This is a genomic window from Streptomyces sp. NPDC058646, from assembly GCF_042716875.1.
GTDB lineage: Bacteria > Actinomycetota > Actinomycetes > Streptomycetales > Streptomycetaceae > Streptomyces.
In genome coordinates, this window is record NZ_JBHXRK010000010.1 from 99,311 (window position 1) to 116,146 (window position 16,836).

General features: G+C 73.8%; 18 protein-coding genes. 9 read left to right on the forward strand and 9 right to left on the reverse strand.

Annotation, left to right across the window (positions count from 1 at the left end; translation table 11 throughout):
* Positions 1 to 26 precede the first annotated feature (26 nt).
* Positions 27 to 539 (reverse strand): hypothetical protein, encoded by a 513-nt coding sequence (locus ACFWUZ_RS14645; protein WP_384371958.1) that lies wholly within the window; start codon positions 537 to 539, stop codon positions 27 to 29.
* A gap of 43 nt (positions 540 to 582) precedes the next feature.
* Positions 583 to 1,707 carry a magnesium and cobalt transport protein CorA gene (locus tag ACFWUZ_RS14650; RefSeq protein ID WP_384371960.1) on the reverse strand — a complete coding sequence of 375 codons (1,125 nt, stop codon included), beginning with the start codon at positions 1,705 to 1,707 and terminating at the stop codon, positions 583 to 585.
* A 388-nt stretch (positions 1,708 to 2,095) separates the two neighbouring features.
* Between ACFWUZ_RS14650 and ACFWUZ_RS14655 the strand changes: the two genes are divergently transcribed.
* From ACFWUZ_RS14655 to ACFWUZ_RS14670, 4 genes are all read left to right on the forward strand, one after another.
* Positions 2,096 to 2,680 carry a suppressor of fused domain protein gene (locus ACFWUZ_RS14655; RefSeq protein WP_384371962.1) on the forward strand — a complete coding sequence of 195 codons (585 nt, stop codon included), beginning with the start codon at positions 2,096 to 2,098 and terminating at the stop codon, positions 2,678 to 2,680.
* 71 nt (positions 2,681 to 2,751) lie between these two features.
* Complete coding sequence (locus tag ACFWUZ_RS14660) at positions 2,752 to 3,396, forward strand: DUF6758 family protein (protein ID WP_384371964.1); 645 nt, start codon at positions 2,752 to 2,754, stop codon at positions 3,394 to 3,396.
* 129 nt (positions 3,397 to 3,525) lie between these two features.
* Complete coding sequence (locus ACFWUZ_RS14665; RefSeq protein WP_384371966.1) at positions 3,526 to 4,389, forward strand: PHP domain-containing protein; 864 nt, start codon at positions 3,526 to 3,528, stop codon at positions 4,387 to 4,389.
* Positions 4,390 to 4,472: 83 nt separating this feature from the next.
* On the forward strand, positions 4,473 to 5,078 hold the full coding sequence (locus ACFWUZ_RS14670) for a MarC family protein (RefSeq protein WP_384371968.1): 606 nt from the start codon (positions 4,473 to 4,475) through the stop codon (positions 5,076 to 5,078).
* Between the two features lie 72 nt (positions 5,079 to 5,150).
* Here the strand turns inward: ACFWUZ_RS14670 and ACFWUZ_RS14675 are convergent, their stop codons facing one another.
* The 3 genes from ACFWUZ_RS14675 to ACFWUZ_RS14685 form a co-directional block, all read right to left on the reverse strand.
* Positions 5,151 to 5,303: a hypothetical protein gene (locus ACFWUZ_RS14675; protein ID WP_384371970.1), complete on the reverse strand. Its 153-nt coding sequence runs from the start codon at positions 5,301 to 5,303 to the stop codon at positions 5,151 to 5,153.
* Positions 5,304 to 5,396: 93 nt separating this feature from the next.
* Positions 5,397 to 6,257: an alpha/beta fold hydrolase gene (locus ACFWUZ_RS14680; protein ID WP_384371972.1), complete on the reverse strand. Its 861-nt coding sequence runs from the start codon at positions 6,255 to 6,257 to the stop codon at positions 5,397 to 5,399.
* 104 nt (positions 6,258 to 6,361) lie between these two features.
* Positions 6,362 to 8,338, reverse strand: a complete 1,977-nt coding sequence (locus ACFWUZ_RS14685) for a DEAD/DEAH box helicase (RefSeq protein ID WP_384371974.1) — start codon at positions 8,336 to 8,338, stop codon at positions 6,362 to 6,364.
* A gap of 454 nt (positions 8,339 to 8,792) precedes the next feature.
* Between ACFWUZ_RS14685 and ACFWUZ_RS14690 the strand changes: the two genes are divergently transcribed.
* Positions 8,793 to 9,551 (forward strand): ferritin-like fold-containing protein, encoded by a 759-nt coding sequence (locus ACFWUZ_RS14690; RefSeq protein ID WP_384371976.1) that lies wholly within the window; start codon positions 8,793 to 8,795, stop codon positions 9,549 to 9,551.
* Between the two features lie 64 nt (positions 9,552 to 9,615).
* Here the strand turns inward: ACFWUZ_RS14690 and ACFWUZ_RS14695 are convergent, their stop codons facing one another.
* The 4 genes from ACFWUZ_RS14695 to ACFWUZ_RS14710 all read right to left on the reverse strand — a co-directional run bounded on the left by ACFWUZ_RS14695 (position 9,616) and on the right by ACFWUZ_RS14710 (position 11,448).
* Complete coding sequence (locus ACFWUZ_RS14695) at positions 9,616 to 9,918, reverse strand: hypothetical protein (protein WP_384371978.1); 303 nt, start codon at positions 9,916 to 9,918, stop codon at positions 9,616 to 9,618.
* Between the two features lie 132 nt (positions 9,919 to 10,050).
* The gene (locus ACFWUZ_RS14700) at positions 10,051 to 10,278 is read right to left on the reverse strand and encodes a DUF3107 domain-containing protein (RefSeq protein WP_384371980.1); all 228 of its coding nucleotides are present in this window, start codon (positions 10,276 to 10,278) and stop codon (positions 10,051 to 10,053) included.
* A gap of 166 nt (positions 10,279 to 10,444) precedes the next feature.
* A complete protein-coding gene (locus tag ACFWUZ_RS14705; protein ID WP_384371982.1) occupies positions 10,445 to 11,083 on the reverse strand; it encodes a TetR/AcrR family transcriptional regulator in 639 nt (212 codons plus the stop codon).
* A 149-nt stretch (positions 11,084 to 11,232) separates the two neighbouring features.
* Positions 11,233 to 11,448: a hypothetical protein gene (locus ACFWUZ_RS14710; RefSeq protein ID WP_384371984.1), complete on the reverse strand. Its 216-nt coding sequence runs from the start codon at positions 11,446 to 11,448 to the stop codon at positions 11,233 to 11,235.
* Between the two features lie 131 nt (positions 11,449 to 11,579).
* On the opposite strand from ACFWUZ_RS14710, the gene ACFWUZ_RS14715 reads away from it, so the two are divergent.
* From ACFWUZ_RS14715 to ACFWUZ_RS14730, 4 genes are all read left to right on the forward strand, one after another.
* Entirely contained in the window at positions 11,580 to 12,578 is a 999-nt protein-coding gene (locus ACFWUZ_RS14715) for an alpha/beta fold hydrolase (protein WP_384371986.1), read from the forward strand.
* 5 nt (positions 12,579 to 12,583) lie between these two features.
* Entirely contained in the window at positions 12,584 to 14,035 is a 1,452-nt protein-coding gene (locus ACFWUZ_RS14720; protein WP_384371988.1) for a DUF3152 domain-containing protein, read from the forward strand.
* Positions 14,036 to 14,246: 211 nt separating this feature from the next.
* On the forward strand, positions 14,247 to 15,848 hold the full coding sequence (gene pelF, locus ACFWUZ_RS14725) for a GT4 family glycosyltransferase PelF (RefSeq protein ID WP_384371990.1): 1,602 nt from the start codon (positions 14,247 to 14,249) through the stop codon (positions 15,846 to 15,848).
* Positions 15,845 to 16,807 (forward strand): hypothetical protein, encoded by a 963-nt coding sequence (locus ACFWUZ_RS14730; RefSeq protein ID WP_384371992.1) that lies wholly within the window; start codon positions 15,845 to 15,847, stop codon positions 16,805 to 16,807. Before pelF ends, ACFWUZ_RS14730 begins: the two co-directional genes overlap by 4 nt.
* The last annotated feature ends 29 nt before the right edge of the window (positions 16,808 to 16,836 follow it).

Consider the following 16,836-nt stretch of genomic DNA (forward strand, 5'->3'; position numbering starts at 1 on the left):
GGGCCGTACGACGCGGCCGGACGGCGCTAGCGGGCGGCCTTCTTCCGCTTCAGCAGCAGCTTCGGCAGGCCCGCCGGGACCGGCTTGCGGGTGGTCGCCGGCGACTCCAGCGGGACCGCCGCCAGCGAACCCGCCGGCAGCTCCGCGCGGACCGCCTCCGGCTCCAGCCGCAGCAGCCGGCACTCCCGGGCCCACCGGCCGGTCATCTGCTCCGAGTCGGGCGCGTTCAGCCGCTTGCCCTTCAGCTCGGCGACCGCGGCCTCCCACGGCTCGCTGCCGGGCGCCAGCTCCCGTACCGTCGCCGTCCACGCGACCAGCCGGCCGCCCTTGTCCTTGCTGCGCACGGTCACCTCGGCGGACGCACCGTCGGCCAGCCCCGGGAACGGCTGCTCGCCGGGTCCGTCGCCCAGGACGTGGGCCGCGCCGTCCACCCAGGCGTGCCACAGGGCACGGTCGGCCCCGGCGCCGCGGACCCAGATCAGGCCGGACTTCTTCGTGGCCTCCTCGACGAGGGCCAGGTCGAGCGTGCTGAGAGTCATGCGGACCAGAGTAGGGGGTGCCCGTACGGGTCCCCGAGGCGCGTCAGAGCCAGCCGTGACGGCGCAGCGCCCGGTGGATGGTGAAGCAGATCCCGACGATCGAGGCCATCACCATCGGATAGCCGTACTCCCACCGGAGCTCCGGCATGTGGTCGAAGTTCATCCCGTACACCCCGCAGATCATGGTGGGCACGGCGATGATCGCCGCCCAGGAAGTGATCTTGCGCATGTCCTCGTTCTGGGCCACCGTCGCCTGCGCGAGGTTGGCCTGGAGGATCGAGTTCAGCAGCTCGTCGAAGCCGACGACCTGCTCGTGCACCCGCGCCAGGTGGTCGGCGACGTCGCGGAAGTACTTCTGGATGTCCGGGTCCACCAGCCGCATCGGACGCTCGCTCAGCAGTTCCATCGGGCGCAGCAGCGGTGACACCGCCCGCTTGAACTCCAGCACCTCGCGCTTGAGCTGGTAGATCCGGCCCGTGTCGCCGCCGCGCGTGATGCCCTTGGCGGGAGCGGCGAAGACCTGGCTCTCCACCTCGTCGATGTCGTCCTGAACGGCCGCCGCCACCGCGATGTACCCGTCGACGACGTGGTCGGCGATGGAGTGCAGGACGGACGACGGACCCTTCGCCAGCAGGTCGGGGTCGCCCTGGAGGCGGTGGCGCAGTCCCTTGAGGGAGCCCTGGCCGCCGTGCCGGACGGTGATGACGAAGTCGGGGCCGGTGAAGCACATCACCTCGCCGGTCTCCACGACCTCGCTGGTGGCGGTCAGTTCGGTGTGGTCGACGTAGTGGATCGTCTTGAAGACGGTGAAGAGGGTGTCGTCGTAGCGCTCCAGCTTGGGCCGCTGGTGCGCGTGCACCGCGTCCTCCACCGCCAGCGGGTGCAGGCCGAAGGTGGCGGCGATCCCCGCGAACTCGGCCTCGGTCGGCTCGTGCAGGCCGATCCACGCGAAACCGCCGTCCTCGCGGACCCGGCGGATCGCCTCACGCGGCGTCAGACGGGCCGTGTCCGGGTCGCAGCCGTCGCGCCGGCCGCCCCGGTACACGGCGCAGTCGACCACCGCGCTGCTCTCGGACGGGTCACGGGTGGTGTCGTAGCCGGGCTGGGCCGGGGTGGACTTGCGCAGCGACGGGCGGACGGCCGCGCGCAGGTAGGGCAGCATCGACATGGCAGGCTCCTTCGCACGCACGGCTGCGGACCGTACGGGTGGGAGACCCTCCCCCTGCGACGGGCAGGCGGAAGGAAGCAGGACGGGAGGACAAAGTTCTGCCGTCGCTCTTCTACTGATCAGAAGATCACAGGGGGCGGGAGGCGCCCGTCACAGAAGTGGAAGAGCGATTGGTACTGCACGATCGACTTCGGTCCACCGCAGCCCCACCTCCTCCGGCCGGTCCCCCGTGAGGGACGTCCTGTCGCCGGGGCACTGAAACACCTCCCCCAGCTCCCGCTGGGTGGCACCCCCGGGCGTGCGGCCCCGAACAGCTGTCAACACTATCAGCCGACGGATGGTCAAGACCCGCCCTTTACCCGGCTGATACGAGTTCTATGCTCGCTCCATGGCAGAAATTCTCGCCCTCGTCGAAGCCCGGCTGCGCACCGCGTTCGGAGAACCCGACGCGCGCGCCGCGGTCACCTTCCTGGGCACCGACCGCATCGAGGTACTCCGCTTCGCCGAGGGCGACCTCGTGCGGTACGCGACCCTCGGGATGTCCGCGCACCCGATGACCGACCCGACCGCCGTGGTCGCCGACCCCGTACGCGGGCCGCGCGCCGAGCTGGTGCTGACCGTACGGGGAGGCCTGGCGGCCACCGACAAACTGCTCAGGCCGCTCGCGGTGCTGGCCGCGTCCCCCCAGGTCGAGGGGCTGATCGTGGCCCCCGGAGCCTCGCTGGACGTGGGTGAACCGCTGTGGGACGGGGCGCCGTTCAGCTCGGTGCTCGTGGCGGAGCCGGGCGGTCTGGTGGAGGACCTGGAGCTGGAGGAGCCCATGGACCCGGTGCACTTCCTCCCTCTCCTGCCCATGACGGCGAACGAGGCAGCCTGGAAGCGGGTGCACGGCGCGGCCGCGCTCCAGGAACGCTGGCTCGCGCGCGGCACCGATCTGCGGGACCCTCTGCGTACGGCAGTCGCACTGGACTGAGACCGGCGCTTCGCCCCGGACGGGTGATCGTGTCTTGACGGGGCGCCGGGCGGGGAGGAGCGTGGCTTCTTATGAGGGGCGAAGCAAGTTGCCCGAAGTGCGGTGGCCGGGTCAGGGCGCCCGGTCTCTTCTCCGACTCCTGGCAGTGCGCGGTGCACGGGACCGTCCACCCCCTGCAGCCCGTCATCCCGCCGAGCGTCGAGGGCCTGGGCGTGGTGGCGCACCGGGCGCAGGTGCCCGTGTGGATGCCGTGGCCGCTGCCGGTGGGGTGGCTGTTCACCGGGATCGCGTCCGCCGGTGACGACCGCAGCGGGGGCAGGGCGACGGCCGTGGCCTGCTCGGGCCCCGGCCCGCTGGGCGGGATCGGGGAGCTGCTGCTGGTCGCCGAGGAGCTGGGCGTCGGCCTCGGCGCGCGGTACGCGGGGATCGACGGCCCCGACCCCGGCCCCTACATCGACGTCTCGGCGCCGCCCCACGCCAAGGTCGTCGCGGCGGGCCGCCCGACCCCGCTGTGGCACGTCAACGGAGCCCCGGACGACCGGGCCGTCTTCGCGGGCGAGGCGAGGGGCCTGTGGCTCTGGGCGGTCGTCTGGCCCGAGCAGTCCGGCCTCCTGATGTACGACGAGCTCGTCCTCACCGACCTGCGCGACGCGGGGGCCGAGGTCGAGCTGCTTCCCTGCGGCGCCCTGAGCCCGCGGATCCTCGGCCCGGCCTGACCGGCGGGACGCCCCCGGTGCGCCGCGGCCCCTGACCAGGGGAGCCCGCGCCCCGGTTATCCTGGAGTTCGCCCGGCCCCCGCCGGGAGCTGCCCCCCGCCCGCCCCGTACGACCCCTGGAGCCAGGCTGTGCGCATCGACCTGCACGCCCACTCCACGGCCTCGGACGGTACGGACACCCCCGCCGAGCTGGTGCGCCATGCCGCCGCTGCCGGGCTGGACGTGGTCGCGCTGACCGACCACGACACCGTGGGCGGATACGCCGAAGCCGTCGCCGCGCTGCCCGCCGGGCTGACGCTGGTGACCGGAGCCGAGCTGTCCTGCCGGCTCGACGGGGTCGGCGTGCACATGCTCGCGTACCTCTTCGACCCCCAGGAACCCGGGCTCGCCCGCGAACGGGAACTCGTCCGGGACGACCGCACGCCCCGGGCGCAGGCCATGGTCGGCAAGCTCCGGGACCTCGGAGTGGACGTCACCTGGGAGCAGGTGGCCCGGATCGCCGGTGAGGGTTCGGTGGGACGGCCGCACATCGCGACCGCGCTCGTCGAACTCGGTGTGGTCGCCACCGTTTCGGACGCCTTCACGCCGGACTGGCTCGCAGACGGTGGCCGCGCGTACGCCGAGAAGCACGAGCTGGACCCCTTCGACGCCGTGCGCCTGGTCAAGGCCGCGGGCGGCGTCACCGTCCTCGCACACCCGGCCGCCGTCAAGCGCGGCCGGTGCGTGCCCGAGTCCGCGATGGCCGAGCTGGCGGCAGCGGGCCTCGACGGCATCGAGGTCGACCACATGGACCACGACTCCGGCACCCGCGCCCGGCTGCGCGGGCTGGCCGCCGACTGCGGGCTGCTGACGACCGGTTCCAGCGACTACCACGGCAGCCGCAAGACCTGCCGCCTCGGGGAGTACACGACCGACCCCGAGATCTACGGCGAGATCACGCGCCGCGCGACCGGGGCCTTCCCCGTGCCCGGCGCCGGCGGACGCGTGCGCTAGGCCGGTCCTTCCCCCGGACCGGGCCCGCTCCGCCCACCCCCCTTTTTTCTTCGCGACACCCCTCTCTCCTGCAAGGCATCACTGTGTTCGACTTCGCCGTCTTCGGATCCCTTTTTCTCACCCTTTTTGTGATTATGGACCCCCCGGGGATCACGCCGATCTTCCTCGCCCTCACCTCGGGCCGCCCCGCCAAGGTGCAGCGCCGCATGGCCTGGCAGGCCGTCTGCGTGGCCTTCGGCGTCATCGCCGTCTTCGGTCTCTGCGGCCAGCAGATCCTGGACTACCTGCACGTCTCCGTCCCGGCGCTGATGATCGCCGGTGGTCTGCTGCTCCTGCTCATCGCGCTCGACCTGCTCACGGGCAAGACCGACGAGCCCAAGCAGACGAAGGACGTGAACGTCGCCCTGGTCCCGCTGGGCATGCCGCTGCTCGCCGGGCCCGGCGCCATCGTCTCCGTCATCCTGGCCGTCCAGAAGGCGGACGGGGTCAGCGGTCAGGTGTCCGTCTGGTGCGCGATCATCGCCATGCACGTCGTGCTGTGGATCACCATGCGCTACTCGCTCGTCATCATCCGGGTCATCAAGGACGGCGGTGTCGTGCTCGTGACGCGGCTCGCCGGCATGATGCTCTCCGCGATCGCCGTCCAGCAGATCATCAACGGCGTGCTCCAGGTCGTCCGCGGCGCCTGACCCCACACGCGCGAACGCCCCCGCACCGGTCCCGGTGCGGGGGCGTCGACGTCTGTGGGTGATTGCCAGGCGTCAGCAGGACGCCGCTGCGGCCGGTCGGATCAGAATGCGCTGGCCGACGTACGCGGCCTGCTGCACGATCCGCTTGACGGAGGCCGCGTCCACGACGGTGCTGTCCACGGCGGTTCCGTCGACGTCGTCCAGGCGCAGAATCTCGAAGCGCACGGGCTTCTCCCTTCGTCGGTGTTTCTCCTTGCACAGGGTTCAACGAAGTGTAGAGGGCAAACATTCCCTACGCTAACGAAATTTTTTCACTGGCTAACTACTGGCCGGTGCGGAGCCCCAGAAGGCGACCAGGGCATCCGCCGTGACCTGCGGGTTCTCCGTGTTCGGGGAATGCTCGGCCCCCGGCACGACCACCCGCTCCGCCCCCAGGCGGAGGGCCATGTCGTCCATCAGCGGGACCGCCCAGGCGTAGTCGACCGCTCCCGACAGCACCAGCTTCGGCAGCGCCACCGCCGCCAGGGCGTCGACCCGGTCCGGCTCCGAGACGAGGGCGCGGCCCGTGACGATCAGCTGCTCGGGGACGGTCGCCAGCCACCGCTCGCGCAGGAAGCGGGCCACTTCGGGGGAGTCGGCCCCCGCGTCCGGCGGATCCTGCGCACGCATCGCCGCCCACACCCCGGGCATGTCGTCCCCGAGCGCCTCCAGGGCGGCGACCAGCAGCTTCGTACGGGCCTGCTGGCCCTCGTCGATCGCGGCGGGCCCGCTGCTCATCAGCGTCAGCGAGGCGAACGGGGAGGGGTCCAGGAGGACCGCGGCGCGGGAGACCAGCCCGCCGAAGGAGTGCCCGAGCAGGTGGACCGGGCCTCCGTCCAGCGCGGCGGCCTGGGCCAGCAGGTCCCTGGCCAGCTCCTCCACGGCGTACGGGGCCTCCTCGCGCGGGCCCGGGCTCTCGTACTGGCCGCGCCCGTCGACGGCGACCACCCGGTAGCCGGCCGCGGCCAGCGGGCCGAGGAGGGCGATGAAGTCCTCCTTGCTGCCCGTGAAGCCGGGAACCAGCAGGGCGGTGCCGCGGACGGGCTCCCCCGCCTCGTGCACGGCGAACCCGCCGCGGGCGGTGGCGAGCCGGTACGCGCGGGCGGCGGACGGCAGCGTGAGGAAGGGCGGCTTGCTCATGGCCCGAGGTTACCGGCCCGTACGGACCGGCGGTGCGGGGATGCGCCGACGGCCCGGCCCCCAGGGAAAGGGGACCGGGCCGTCGGATCGTGCAGGGGCCGGGACTACGCCTCGGGCGCGGCCGCGGCCTTGCGCGTGCGGGTGCGCTTCGGCTTCGCCGGTGCCTCCGCGCCGGCCTCGGCGGCCACCGGGGCGGCCTCCGCGGCCTTGCGGGGCCGGGTGGTGCGGCGGGCCTTGACGGGCTCCACCGGCGGGGCCATCTGGAAGTCCGGCTCCGGAGCCGCCGCGACGACCTTGCGGGGACGGGCGCGCCGCGGCGCGACCGGGGCCTCCTCGGCCACCGGGGCCTCGACCACGGCGGTCTCGGCGACGGGCTTGCGGGTGGGGGTCCGCCTCCGCTTGACCGGAGCCGGAGCCTCCTCGGCGGCCGGGGCCTCGACCACGGCGGCGTCGGCGACCGCGGCTACGGCCTTGCGGGTACGGGTGCGCCTGGGCTTGACCGGGGCCTCCTCGGCCACCGGGGCCTCGGCGACGGCGACCGGAGCCTCGACCACGGCGACGGGGGCGGCCGGAGCGACCGGCGCGGCCTCCACCGCTTCCACGGCCTCCACCGCTTCCACGGCCTGCGCCGGAACCGCGCCCACACGGGTGCGGCGGCGGCGCGGCCTGCGCGGCTCGTCGGCGGCCGGGGCCTCGGGGGCCTCAGCCACCGGGGTCACCGCAGCGGCGGCCACCTCGGCGCCCAGCTCCGCACCGCTACGGGTGCGGCGGCGCTGACGCGGCGTACGGGTGCGGGCGGGACGCTCCTCTTCGACCGCCGCGGCGGCCGGGGCCGGGCCGCGACCGCCGCGGCCACCACGGCCGCCGGTCTCGCCCAGGTCCTCGACGTCCTCGGCCTTCAGGCCGGCCCGCGTGCGCTCGGCACGCGGCAGGACGCCCTTGGTGCCCGTCGGGATGTTCATCTCCTCGAACAGGTGCGCAGACGTGGAGTACGTCTCGACCGGGTCGTGGAAGTCCAGCTCCAGCGCCTTGTTGATCAGCTGCCAGCGCGGGATGTCGTCCCAGTCGACCAGGGTGACGGCGATGCCCTTGTTGCCCGCACGGCCCGTGCGGCCCACGCGGTGCAGGAAGGTCTTCTCGTCCTCCGGCGTCTGGTAGTTGATGACGTGGGTGACGCCCTCGACGTCGATGCCGCGCGCGGCGACGTCGGTGCACACCAGCACGTCGACCTTGCCGTTGCGGAAGGCGCGCAGCGCCTGCTCGCGGGCGCCCTGCCCCAGGTCGCCGTGGACGGCGCCGGAGGCGAAGCCGCGCTTCTCCAGCTGCTCGGCGATGTCGGCCGCCGTGCGCTTGGTACGGCAGAAGATCATGGCCAGCCCGCGGCCCTCGGCCTGCAGGATGCGGGAGACGAGCTCCGGCTTGTCCATGTTGTGCGCACGGAAGACGTGCTGCTTGATGTTGGCGACGGTCACGCCCTCACCCTCGGGCGAGGTGGCGCGGATGTGCGTCGGCTGCGTCATGTACCGGCGGGCCAGGCCGATGACCGCGCCCGGCATGGTCGCCGAGAACAGCATGGTCTGACGCTTCGGCGGCAGGTAGTTCATGATCTTCTCGACGTCGGGCAGGAAGCCCAGGTCGAGCATCTCGTCGGCCTCGTCCAGGACCAGGGCCCGGATGTGCGAGAGGTCGAGCTTCTTCTGGCCGGCCAGGTCGAGGAGGCGGCCCGGGGTGCCGACGATGATGTCGACGCCCTTCTTGAGCGCCTCGACCTGGGGCTCGTACGCGCGGCCGCCGTATATGGCGAGGACGCGGACGTTGCGGACCTTGCCCGCGGTCAGCAGGTCGTTGGTGACCTGGGTGCACAGCTCGCGGGTCGGAACCACGACGAGGGCCTGCGGGGCGTCCGTGAGCTGGTCGGGGCGGGCCCGGCCGGCCTCGACGTCCGCGGGGACGGTGACCCGCTCCAGCAGGGGGAGGCCGAAACCGAGCGTCTTGCCGGTACCGGTCTTCGCCTGGCCGATGACGTCCGAGCCGGAGAGGGCGACGGGGAGGGTCATCTCCTGGATCGGGAAGGGGGACACGATGCCGACGGCCTCGAGGGCTTCGGCGGTTTCGGGAAGGATCCCGAGGTCTCGGAACGTAGTCAGGGTGCTGCCTCTTCTGTGAGACGCGGCGCGAGGCGGCGAGGGGGGTCGTACCGTGCCGGGCTTGCAGTACTGCGACGTACGTACAAAGCTGCGCGGGACCACTAAGCCTTCGCTCAAGCGCTTGTGCCGCTGAGGGGGCCCCTCAGCGGCAGGCGATGCGCATGGACGCACGCACCACGCCGAGGGCGGGTCGGTTGGAGCCGATCGGGCCACCGACCGGGCATCCTCATTCGGATGGCCCGCCGAGTTTCCGGCAGGCGCATTACCACTGTACCCCGGAATCGCGCAGCTGTGTCGGTCGAATTCACCGGCCAGGCGTGTTTACGCGGCCCGGCAGTGAACAGGTGTGGTGACCTGGGCCGCCTTTCGGCGGGCTATTGTGCGGAGCATGTCGACCGTAGAAAACGCCTCGCCCGCCGACGACAGCGCCGCCGGGGAATCCGCGGGCATCGCCTCCCAGGACTGGGCGACCGCCTCCGCTTCGCCCCAGTACCGGGCCGCCGTCGTGGACCTGCTCGGCGCACTCGCCTACGGAGAGCTCGCGGCCTTCGAGCGCCTCGCGGAGGACGCGAAGCTCGCGCCCTCCCTCGACGACAAGGCCGAGCTCGCCGCCATGGCGTCCGCCGAGTTCCACCACTTCGAGCGGCTGCGCGACCGGCTCGCCGCGATCGAGGTGGAACCCACCGCCGCCATGGAGCCCTTCGCGAAGGGCGTCGACGACTTCCACCGCCAGACCGCCCCGTCGGACTGGCTGGAGGGACTGGTCAAGGCGTACGTCGGCGACTCGATCGCCAGCGACTTCTACCGCGAGGTCGCCAGCCACCTGGACACCGACACCCGCGCCCTCGTCGTCGGCGTGCTCGACGACACCGGCCACGGCAACTTCGCCGTCGAGAAGGTGCGTGCCGCGATCGAGGCCGACCCGCGCTGCGGCGGCCGGCTCGCCCTGTGGGCCCGCCGTCTGATGGGCGAGGCGCTCTCGCAGGCCCAGCGCGTCGTCGCCGAGCGCGACGCGCTCTCCACCATGCTGGTCGGCGGCGTCGACGGGATGGCGGCCGGCTTCGACCTGGCGGCGGTCGGCGAGATGTTCACCCGGATCACCAAGGCCCACACCAAGCGGATGGCGGCCCTCGGCCTGGCCGCCTGACGGTCACGGGCGGACCGCGGCCCCGGAGCGCATCGAGCGCTCCGGGGCCGCGGTGCGTCAGGGGTCAGCCCCGGGAGGGGAGGGAAAACGGAGGCCTGCGCGACGGCCTGCGCGGACCGGAGCCCGGCCGCAGCAGCAGGGACAGGACCACTGCCGACACCAGCAGACCGCCGACGAAGGTCGCGGTCAGGGTGTTGTGCCCGGGGCCCAGCGCGAAGTGCGTGAGGTACGCCCCGAACAGCGCGCCCAGCACCCCGCTGACCAGCACCACTCTCGGCGAGGGCAGTCGGCGTGCGAGCACGCGCGCCGCCGTCGCGGACAGGGCGAGGCCCAGCAGAGCAGAGCCGAGCGCTTCGATCAGCAGCATTGAGGTCCCTCCCACACGTCGGGCAAACCACGTCACAGCGGTCCTACCCGAAGCGGAACAACGGGAAACGGCCCGGTGGGATCAACCACCGGGCCGCTTCAGACACTTCTCGGTATGTCAGGTGCCATCGCGTCAGAGCGCGCCGAAACCGACCTTGCGCGTGCTCGGCTCGCCCAGGTCGACGTACGACAGGCGGTCGGACGGCACCAGGACCTTGCGTCCCTTGATGTCGGTGAGGCTGAGCAGCGGCGCCGTACCGGACAGGGCGGCGGCCACGATGCCCTCCAGCTCCTCGGCGCTTAGGTCGCTCTCCAGCACGATCTCCCGGGGTGCGTGCTGCACGCCGATCTTGACCTCCACGGCTATGTCCCTCCGACGGTCCGTTTCGCGCGATCAGCCGCGCCGTACGCGGTCCACATTAGCCCGGAGAGGGGACGCGGACCGCGCAGAGCGGACACGCTGGCAGCGAACAGCAGCCGTCGGTCACCGCAGCCGCCACCGCCACCGGCCGGCCGCGGTCCGAGGGTCAGGCGTCCGAGCCGTGCAGCGGGAAACCGGCGATGCCGCGCCAGGCCAGCGAGGTCAGCAGGCCGACCGCGGTGTCGCGGGCGACCGGGCTCTCGCTGGACAGCCAGTACCGGGCCACCACCTGGGAGACCCCGCCCAGGCCCACGGCCAGCAGCATCGACTCGTCCTTGGACAGGCCGGTGTCCTCGGCGATGACGTCGGAGATGGCCTCGGCGCACTGGAGCGAGACCCGGTCCACGCGCTCGCGCACCGCCGGCTCGTTCGTCAGGTCGGACTCGAAGACCAGCCGGAACGCGCCGCCCTCGTCCTCCACGTACGCGAAGTAGGCGTCCATCGTGGCGGCCACGCGCAGCTTGTTGTCCGTCGTCGACGCGAGCGCGGTGCGCACGGCCAGCAGCAGCGCCTCGCAGTGCTGGTCCAGCAGCGCCAGGTACAGGTCGAGCTTGCCGGGGAAGTGCTGGTACAGCACCGGCTTGCTGACCCCGGCGCGCTCGGCGATGTCGTCCATGGCGGCAGCGTGGTAACCCTGCGCGACGAAGACCTCCTGGGCCGCGCCCAGGAGCTGGTTCCGCCGGGCTCGGCGCGGCAGTCGTGTGCCCCGCGGACGCGCTGCCTCGGTCTGCTCGATGGCTGTCACGCCGCCTCCCACTTTCTCTAAGAACACAGTGCGCTCTGCGCCGCGCCCGCCATCGTACTTTTCGGTAACCGGATCTGGAGGGTTCAAGCCGACTTTTCTCGCGGTACGGACGCGCCACGGACCCCCTGGAGGCGCTGGTCAGCGGTCGGTCAGCGGTAGTCGTCCTCGTCCAGCGGGACCACCCGCGCCTGCTCGGCGGCGTCCCCGTCGTTGGCCTCGCCCCGGTCGGTGCCGGTGACCGGGTCGTCCTCGTCCGGCCGCAGGTCCGCCAGCTGCTCCGCCACGTCCGCCTCGGGTGCCTCCGGGTCGAGGGTCTCCGGGAAGCCCTCGCGGAAGGTGTCCGGCTCCGCAGGGTCGACAGTCATGGCGCTCCCCTCACTTCCTTTTGCTCACTACGAGCCTATGAGGCTCGCGGATGCCCCGCGAGGCGGATCGGCATGCGTCTGTGACCGCCAACACAAGAAGAGGAGCGTGATCCTCTCGTAACATTGCCCGCATGTCTTCGACCGAGCTGCCGGGTGTACGGTCCACCGCCGAGCTGTCCGCCCTGGTGGGCGCCGTCCGGCTGGCCGAAGGAGAGCGGCTGCGCACCGCGGTGCTGCCCGGCCTGGAGCTCGCCGTCCGGGAGCGGCCCCCGCGCCGGACGGACCTGCCGCCCGCCCTGTTCGTGCACGGACTCGGCGGCTCCTCGCAGAACTGGTCGGCGCTCATGGCGCAGCTGGCCGACACCGTCGACGGCGAGGCCGTCGACCTGCCCGGCTTCGGCTGGTCCCCGCCGCCCGCCGACCGGGACTACTCGGTCACGGCGCTCGCCCGCGCGGTCATCCGCCACCTCGACGCGGCCGACCGCGGCCCGGTCCACCTGTTCGGCAACTCCCTCGGCGGCGCCGTCTCCACCCGCGTCGCGGCCGTCCGCCCCGACCTGGTGCGCAGCCTGACCCTGGTCTCGCCCGCCCTGCCGGAGCTGCGCGTGCAGAAGTCGGCCGTGCCGACCGCACTGCTCGCCGTGCCCGGGATGGCCGCCCTCTTCGGCCGCCTCACCCGCGGCCTGACCGCCGAGCAGCGCACCCGCGGGGTGCTGGGCCTCTGCTACGGGGACCCCGCCCGGGTGACTCCCGACGGCTTCCGCCTGGCCGTGGAGGAGATGGAACGGCGCATGGGCCTGCCGTACTTCTGGGAGGCCATGACCCGGACCTCGCGCGGCATCGTCGACGCCTACACCCTCGGCGGACAGCACGGGCTGTGGCGCCAGGCGCAGCGGGTGCTCGCCCCGGCCCTGCTGGTCTACGGTGGCCGGGACCAGTTGGTCTCGTACCGTATGGCGCACAAGGCCGCCGCGGCCTACCGGGGCTCGCGGCTGCTGTGCCTGCCCGAGGCCGGTCACGTGGCGATGATGGAGTACCCCGAGGTGGTGGCCGCCGCCTTCCGGGACCTGCTGCGGGACACCGGCGCGGCCGGCACGGAACACCGGGACACCGAAGACGGCAGAGGCTGAGGACCGTGGGACGACATAGTCGCAAGGCCCCTTCCGCCGCCTCCGCGCCCGAGCCCGCCGGTCCGGCCCCCGCGGAGCCCGCCCCGGCACCGTACGAGGATCCCCTGTACGGGTACGGGCAGTGGCCGGACCCGTACGAGGAGCGGAGCCTGTTCGAGGGCCCGGCCGCCCCGTACGGGGAACAGGCCGGGTGGGGCCGCGCCGAACCCACCGTCACCCACCAGGGCTACGCACCCCGGGCCGGTGTCCGGACCGAGGAGCGGCCCGGCGGGCACCCCGAGCCGTACGGACCGGGCGGCGCCCGGGGAGCGGGGCCCGGCTCCGGCCACGGCGACCGGCACGGCGTCCCGCGCGACCGGGCCGCGGCGGCCTCCGCGGTGGCTGCCCCGCCGGCCCCGCCCCGCCTGACGGTGCCGGCCGCACGGGCGTACCCGGCCGCACCGGCGTACCCGTCCGGCCCTGCGGCGCCGTCCGTCCCCGGCGCCGACCCGCTCACCTCCACCGGCTCGCACCGCCGGGTGCCCGGGCCGCGCAAACCCGTCCTGGACGCGCCCGCCGCCGCCGCGCCGTCCCCCGCCGGGGAGCGGTCCGGCTCCGGCCGGGGCGCGAAGGTGCGGACGTACTCGGGCATGGCCGCCGCGGCCGTCACCACCGTGCTCGCGGTCGTCGTCGCCGTCCAGGTCGCCTCCGAGAGCGACGTCGGCAAGACCGGCACGCTCGCCGCCCCCGACGACGGCCGGGCCCGCGCCGAGGACGCCGGCACCTCCCGTTCCGACGGCCGCCCGACCCCGGAGGTGCCCGCCGGCCAGGCCGCGAGCCCGGCGGCGGCGCCGTCCGCGGCCCCGCCGCCGGAGCTGACGTACGAGCAGAAGATGGCCCAGCAGCTGCCCGTCGACGCCGCGCTCACCGGACCGGGGACCTTCGACACCGTCCCGGGGTCGGCCAGGGCGCCCGGCAAGGGGAAGGTGGTCCGCTACCGGGTCGACGTCGAGCAGGGTCTGGGCATGGACCAGCAGTTGTTCGCCGAGGCCGTCCACCGCACCCTCAACGACCCGCGCAGCTGGGGCCACGGCGGTACCCGGACGTTCGAGCGGGTGCCGGGCGGCGGGGCGGACTTCGTCATCACCCTGGCCAGCCCCGGGACCACCGGGGTCTGGTGCGCCAAGTCCGATCTGGACACCACCGTCGACAACGTCTCCTGCGACTCCGCCGCCACCGACCGCGTGATGATCAACGCCTTCCGCTGGGCGCAGGGTTCGCCGACCTACGGACCGGACCAGATGTTCGCGTACCGGCAGATGCTCATCAACCACGAGGTCGGGCACCGGCTCGGACACGGTCACGTGAACTGCCGCACCCCGGGATCGCCCGCGCCGATCATGCAGCAGCAGACGAAGTCGCTCGACATCGACGGCATCCGCTGCAAGCCCAACCCGTGGGTGCACCCCGCCGGTTGACGCCCCCTGCGCCGGATCCCGGCGCCGTCCCCCTCGCCCGTCACTAGCGCGCTCGAACGCGAACCGTACGGGAAAGTTACGACTCTTCACCCCTTCCGGTGGCGCGACGGACAACCGTCCGCCGCACCTCCGGCGGATCCGCTTGAGTTCTTCCGCGGCGGGTCGCCGGACCGACGGAGACCGCCAGGACCGGAGATCGGGGGTGCCACTCGTGCGGATCGGACTGCTCACGGAAGGTGGTTATCCGTATGCGACGGGAGAGGCGAGGCTGTGGTGCGACCGGCTCGTGCGCGGGCTCCCGCAGCACGAGTTCGAGCTCTACGCACTGAGCCGCACCGCCGAGCAGGAGCGCACGCGGGTCCCGCTGCCCGCGCACGTCACCCGGGTCCGCACCGCCCCCCTGTGGGCCCCGGCCGACGACGGGCGGACCCACTCCCGGCGCGAACGCCGCCGGTTCGCCGGCTGCTTCGGGGACCTGGTCCGGGGCATCTGCGCCGGTGAGGGCGAGCCCTTTGCGGCCGGGCTGTACGGACTCGCCGGACTCGCCTGGGAACAGGGCGGGCTCCACGCGGCGCTGCGCTCCGAGTCCGCGGTCCGCGCGGTGGAGTCCGCCTGCCGGGCACCGGGCGCGAGCCGCGCCGTACAGGCCGTACGGGTGCCCGACCTGCTGGAGTTCGTCGACGAACTGGAGCGGATGCTGCGCCCGTTGTCCCTCGACTGGTACGAGGAGCACGGCGGTCTCGGTGCGGTCGACGTCTGCCACGCGGCGGCGGGCGGGGTGGCGGCCCTCCCCGGACTGCTGGCCAAACGCTTCTTCGGGGTCCCCCTGCTCGTCACCGAGTACGGGGTCCAGCTCCGGGCCCACTACCTCGGCCGACCCGACGACGAACACGGCCCCGACGCCCGCCCCGCCCTCCGGGCCCTGCTGGCCGCCTTCCACGGGAGGCTGGCCGGCGAGATCTACGCCCAGGCCGACCTCCTCACCCCCGGGAACGCGCACGCCCGGCGCTGGCAGGAGCGGTGCGGGGCGCCCCGGGAGCGGCTGCGGACCGTCCACCCGGGCATGGAGGCGGACCGATTCGCCGGCATCGGGGAGGCCGAGGACGGCGGCGACCCCGACACCCTGGTGTGGGTCGGCCGCATAGAGCCCGCCAAGGACCTGATCGGCCTGCTGCACGCCTTCGCCGAGGTCCGCAGGGCCGAACCGCGCACCCGGCTGCGGATCTTCGCGGGGGAGGCCGAGCCGGGGTACCTCGCCGACTGCCGCTCGCTGGCCGCGCAGCTCTTCCCGGACGAGGCCGCCGACGCCGTCACCGCCGGGGAGAACCCCGTCACCTTCGAGGAGATCGGCGGACCCGACGCCCCCACCTCCGCCGAGGCGTACGCCGCAGGGCAGGTCGTCGTGCTGTCCTCCGTGATCGAGGGTTTCCCCCTCACCCTGGCCGAGGCGATGTTCTGCGGCCGGGCCACCGTCTCCACCGACGTCGGAGCGGTGCGCGAGGTCATCGGCGGCACCGGGCTGATCGTCCCGCCGCGCAATCCGCGGGCGCTCGCCGACGCCTGCCTGTCGCTCCTGCGGGATCCCGAACGGGCCCGGCGGCTCGGTGCGGCGGCCCGGGCCAGGGCCCTGGAACTGTTCACCGTCGAGCAGAACGTGGCCGCCTTCCAGGACATCTACCTGAGCCTGCTCGCCCGTGGATCCGCCCGGCCGGACGGGGAGATCCCCTTCGCCCGGCCCCCTGAGGCCCGGGTCCCGGGCCACTGGACCACCCCCACCTGGGCTCCGGTCCCCACCTCGGAGGCATCGGCATGACCGTCGAAGAAGCCGCCGTCACGCCCACCCCTGCCCCCACTGCCGTCCCCACGGCCGCCCAGGCCCCGGCGGCCCCGGCAGCGGTTCCGGCCGCTGCGCGCCGCCGGGTCGCCGGGGACCCCGTCAAGGCCCTGCTCCACCGGCACCGGGCCCTGTGCGAACGGGCCGTGGACCCGCTGGAGATCGCCGCCGGACTGGAGGCCCACGGCATCACCGACCGCACGGCCGCGCGGTTCCGGCACCGGGACGTCTTCTCGCTCGCCGAGGAGCTGTACGCCCGCAGCGCCCGCGCCGAGGCCCCGGCCGGCCCGGCCCGTCTGCTCCCGGCCTCGGTGACCAGCGGCCCGAGGGCCCTGCGGGGCTTCGGCTGCGCGCTGCTGCCCGGTGCCCTCGCGCTGGGCGGGGCCGCCGCCGGGACGCCCTTCGCGGGAGCCGCCGCCGCACTCCTCACCGTGGCCGCCCTCGTCTGGCCCGGGCGGGCCGCCGGAGGCCGCCTGCCCTGGCTCGCGCACCTCCTCGCCGCCGCCGCCGTCGGCTGGGCCGCGTACCGGTACGGCACCCCCCTCGCCGTCGCCCTCGCCGTGGCCGTCGCCCCCGGGCACCTGGCCGCCGCCGCGTTCGCCGGCCGGGCCCGGCACCGGCTCGCCGCCAGCCGGGCCCTGGAGGACTTCGCGGACGGGGCCCGGCCGCTGCTCGCCGGTGTCGTCCTCGCCTTCACCGCGGCAGCCGCCGGGGCGGCCGCGGTCGCCGGAGCACCGCTCGCGGCAGCCGTACCGCTCGCCCTGCTGCTGTTCCTCACCCGGCTGCTGCTCCGGCACGGCGCCCACCGCGGACCCGTCGCCGCGGCCCTGGCACTCGCCCTCGTCCCGGTCCCCGCAGCGGCCGTCGCCGCCGCCGCGGGACTCCTCGTCCATGCCGTGCTCGCCCTGTCCCGGGCCTCCGCGCACGCCCGGCCCTGACGTCACCGACGCCCCCCGGGCCGCCCCCG

What these genes read in the sequence shown, in the direction of transcription:
- ACFWUZ_RS14645 (WP_384371958.1), bottom strand. Translation starts at nt 539, where the DNA reads ATGACTCTCAGCACGCTCGACCTGGCCCTCGTCGAGGAGGCCACGAAG.
- ACFWUZ_RS14695 (WP_384371978.1), bottom strand. Translation starts at nt 9,918, where the DNA reads ATGCTGCTGATCGAAGCGCTCGGCTCTGCTCTGCTGGGCCTCGCCCTG.
- ACFWUZ_RS14730 (WP_384371992.1), top strand. Translation starts at nt 15,845, where the DNA reads ATGACCGTCGAAGAAGCCGCCGTCACGCCCACCCCTGCCCCCACTGCC.
- ACFWUZ_RS14650 (WP_384371960.1), bottom strand. Translation starts at nt 1,707, where the DNA reads ATGTCGATGCTGCCCTACCTGCGCGCGGCCGTCCGCCCGTCGCTGCGC.
- ACFWUZ_RS14690 (WP_384371976.1), top strand. Translation starts at nt 8,793, where the DNA reads ATGTCGACCGTAGAAAACGCCTCGCCCGCCGACGACAGCGCCGCCGGG.
- ACFWUZ_RS14715 (WP_384371986.1), top strand. Translation starts at nt 11,580, where the DNA reads ATGTCTTCGACCGAGCTGCCGGGTGTACGGTCCACCGCCGAGCTGTCC.
- ACFWUZ_RS14655 (WP_384371962.1), top strand. Translation starts at nt 2,096, where the DNA reads ATGGCAGAAATTCTCGCCCTCGTCGAAGCCCGGCTGCGCACCGCGTTC.
- ACFWUZ_RS14710 (WP_384371984.1), bottom strand. Translation starts at nt 11,448, where the DNA reads ATGACTGTCGACCCTGCGGAGCCGGACACCTTCCGCGAGGGCTTCCCG.
- ACFWUZ_RS14660 (WP_384371964.1), top strand. Translation starts at nt 2,752, where the DNA reads ATGAGGGGCGAAGCAAGTTGCCCGAAGTGCGGTGGCCGGGTCAGGGCG.
- ACFWUZ_RS14680 (WP_384371972.1), bottom strand. Translation starts at nt 6,257, where the DNA reads ATGAGCAAGCCGCCCTTCCTCACGCTGCCGTCCGCCGCCCGCGCGTAC.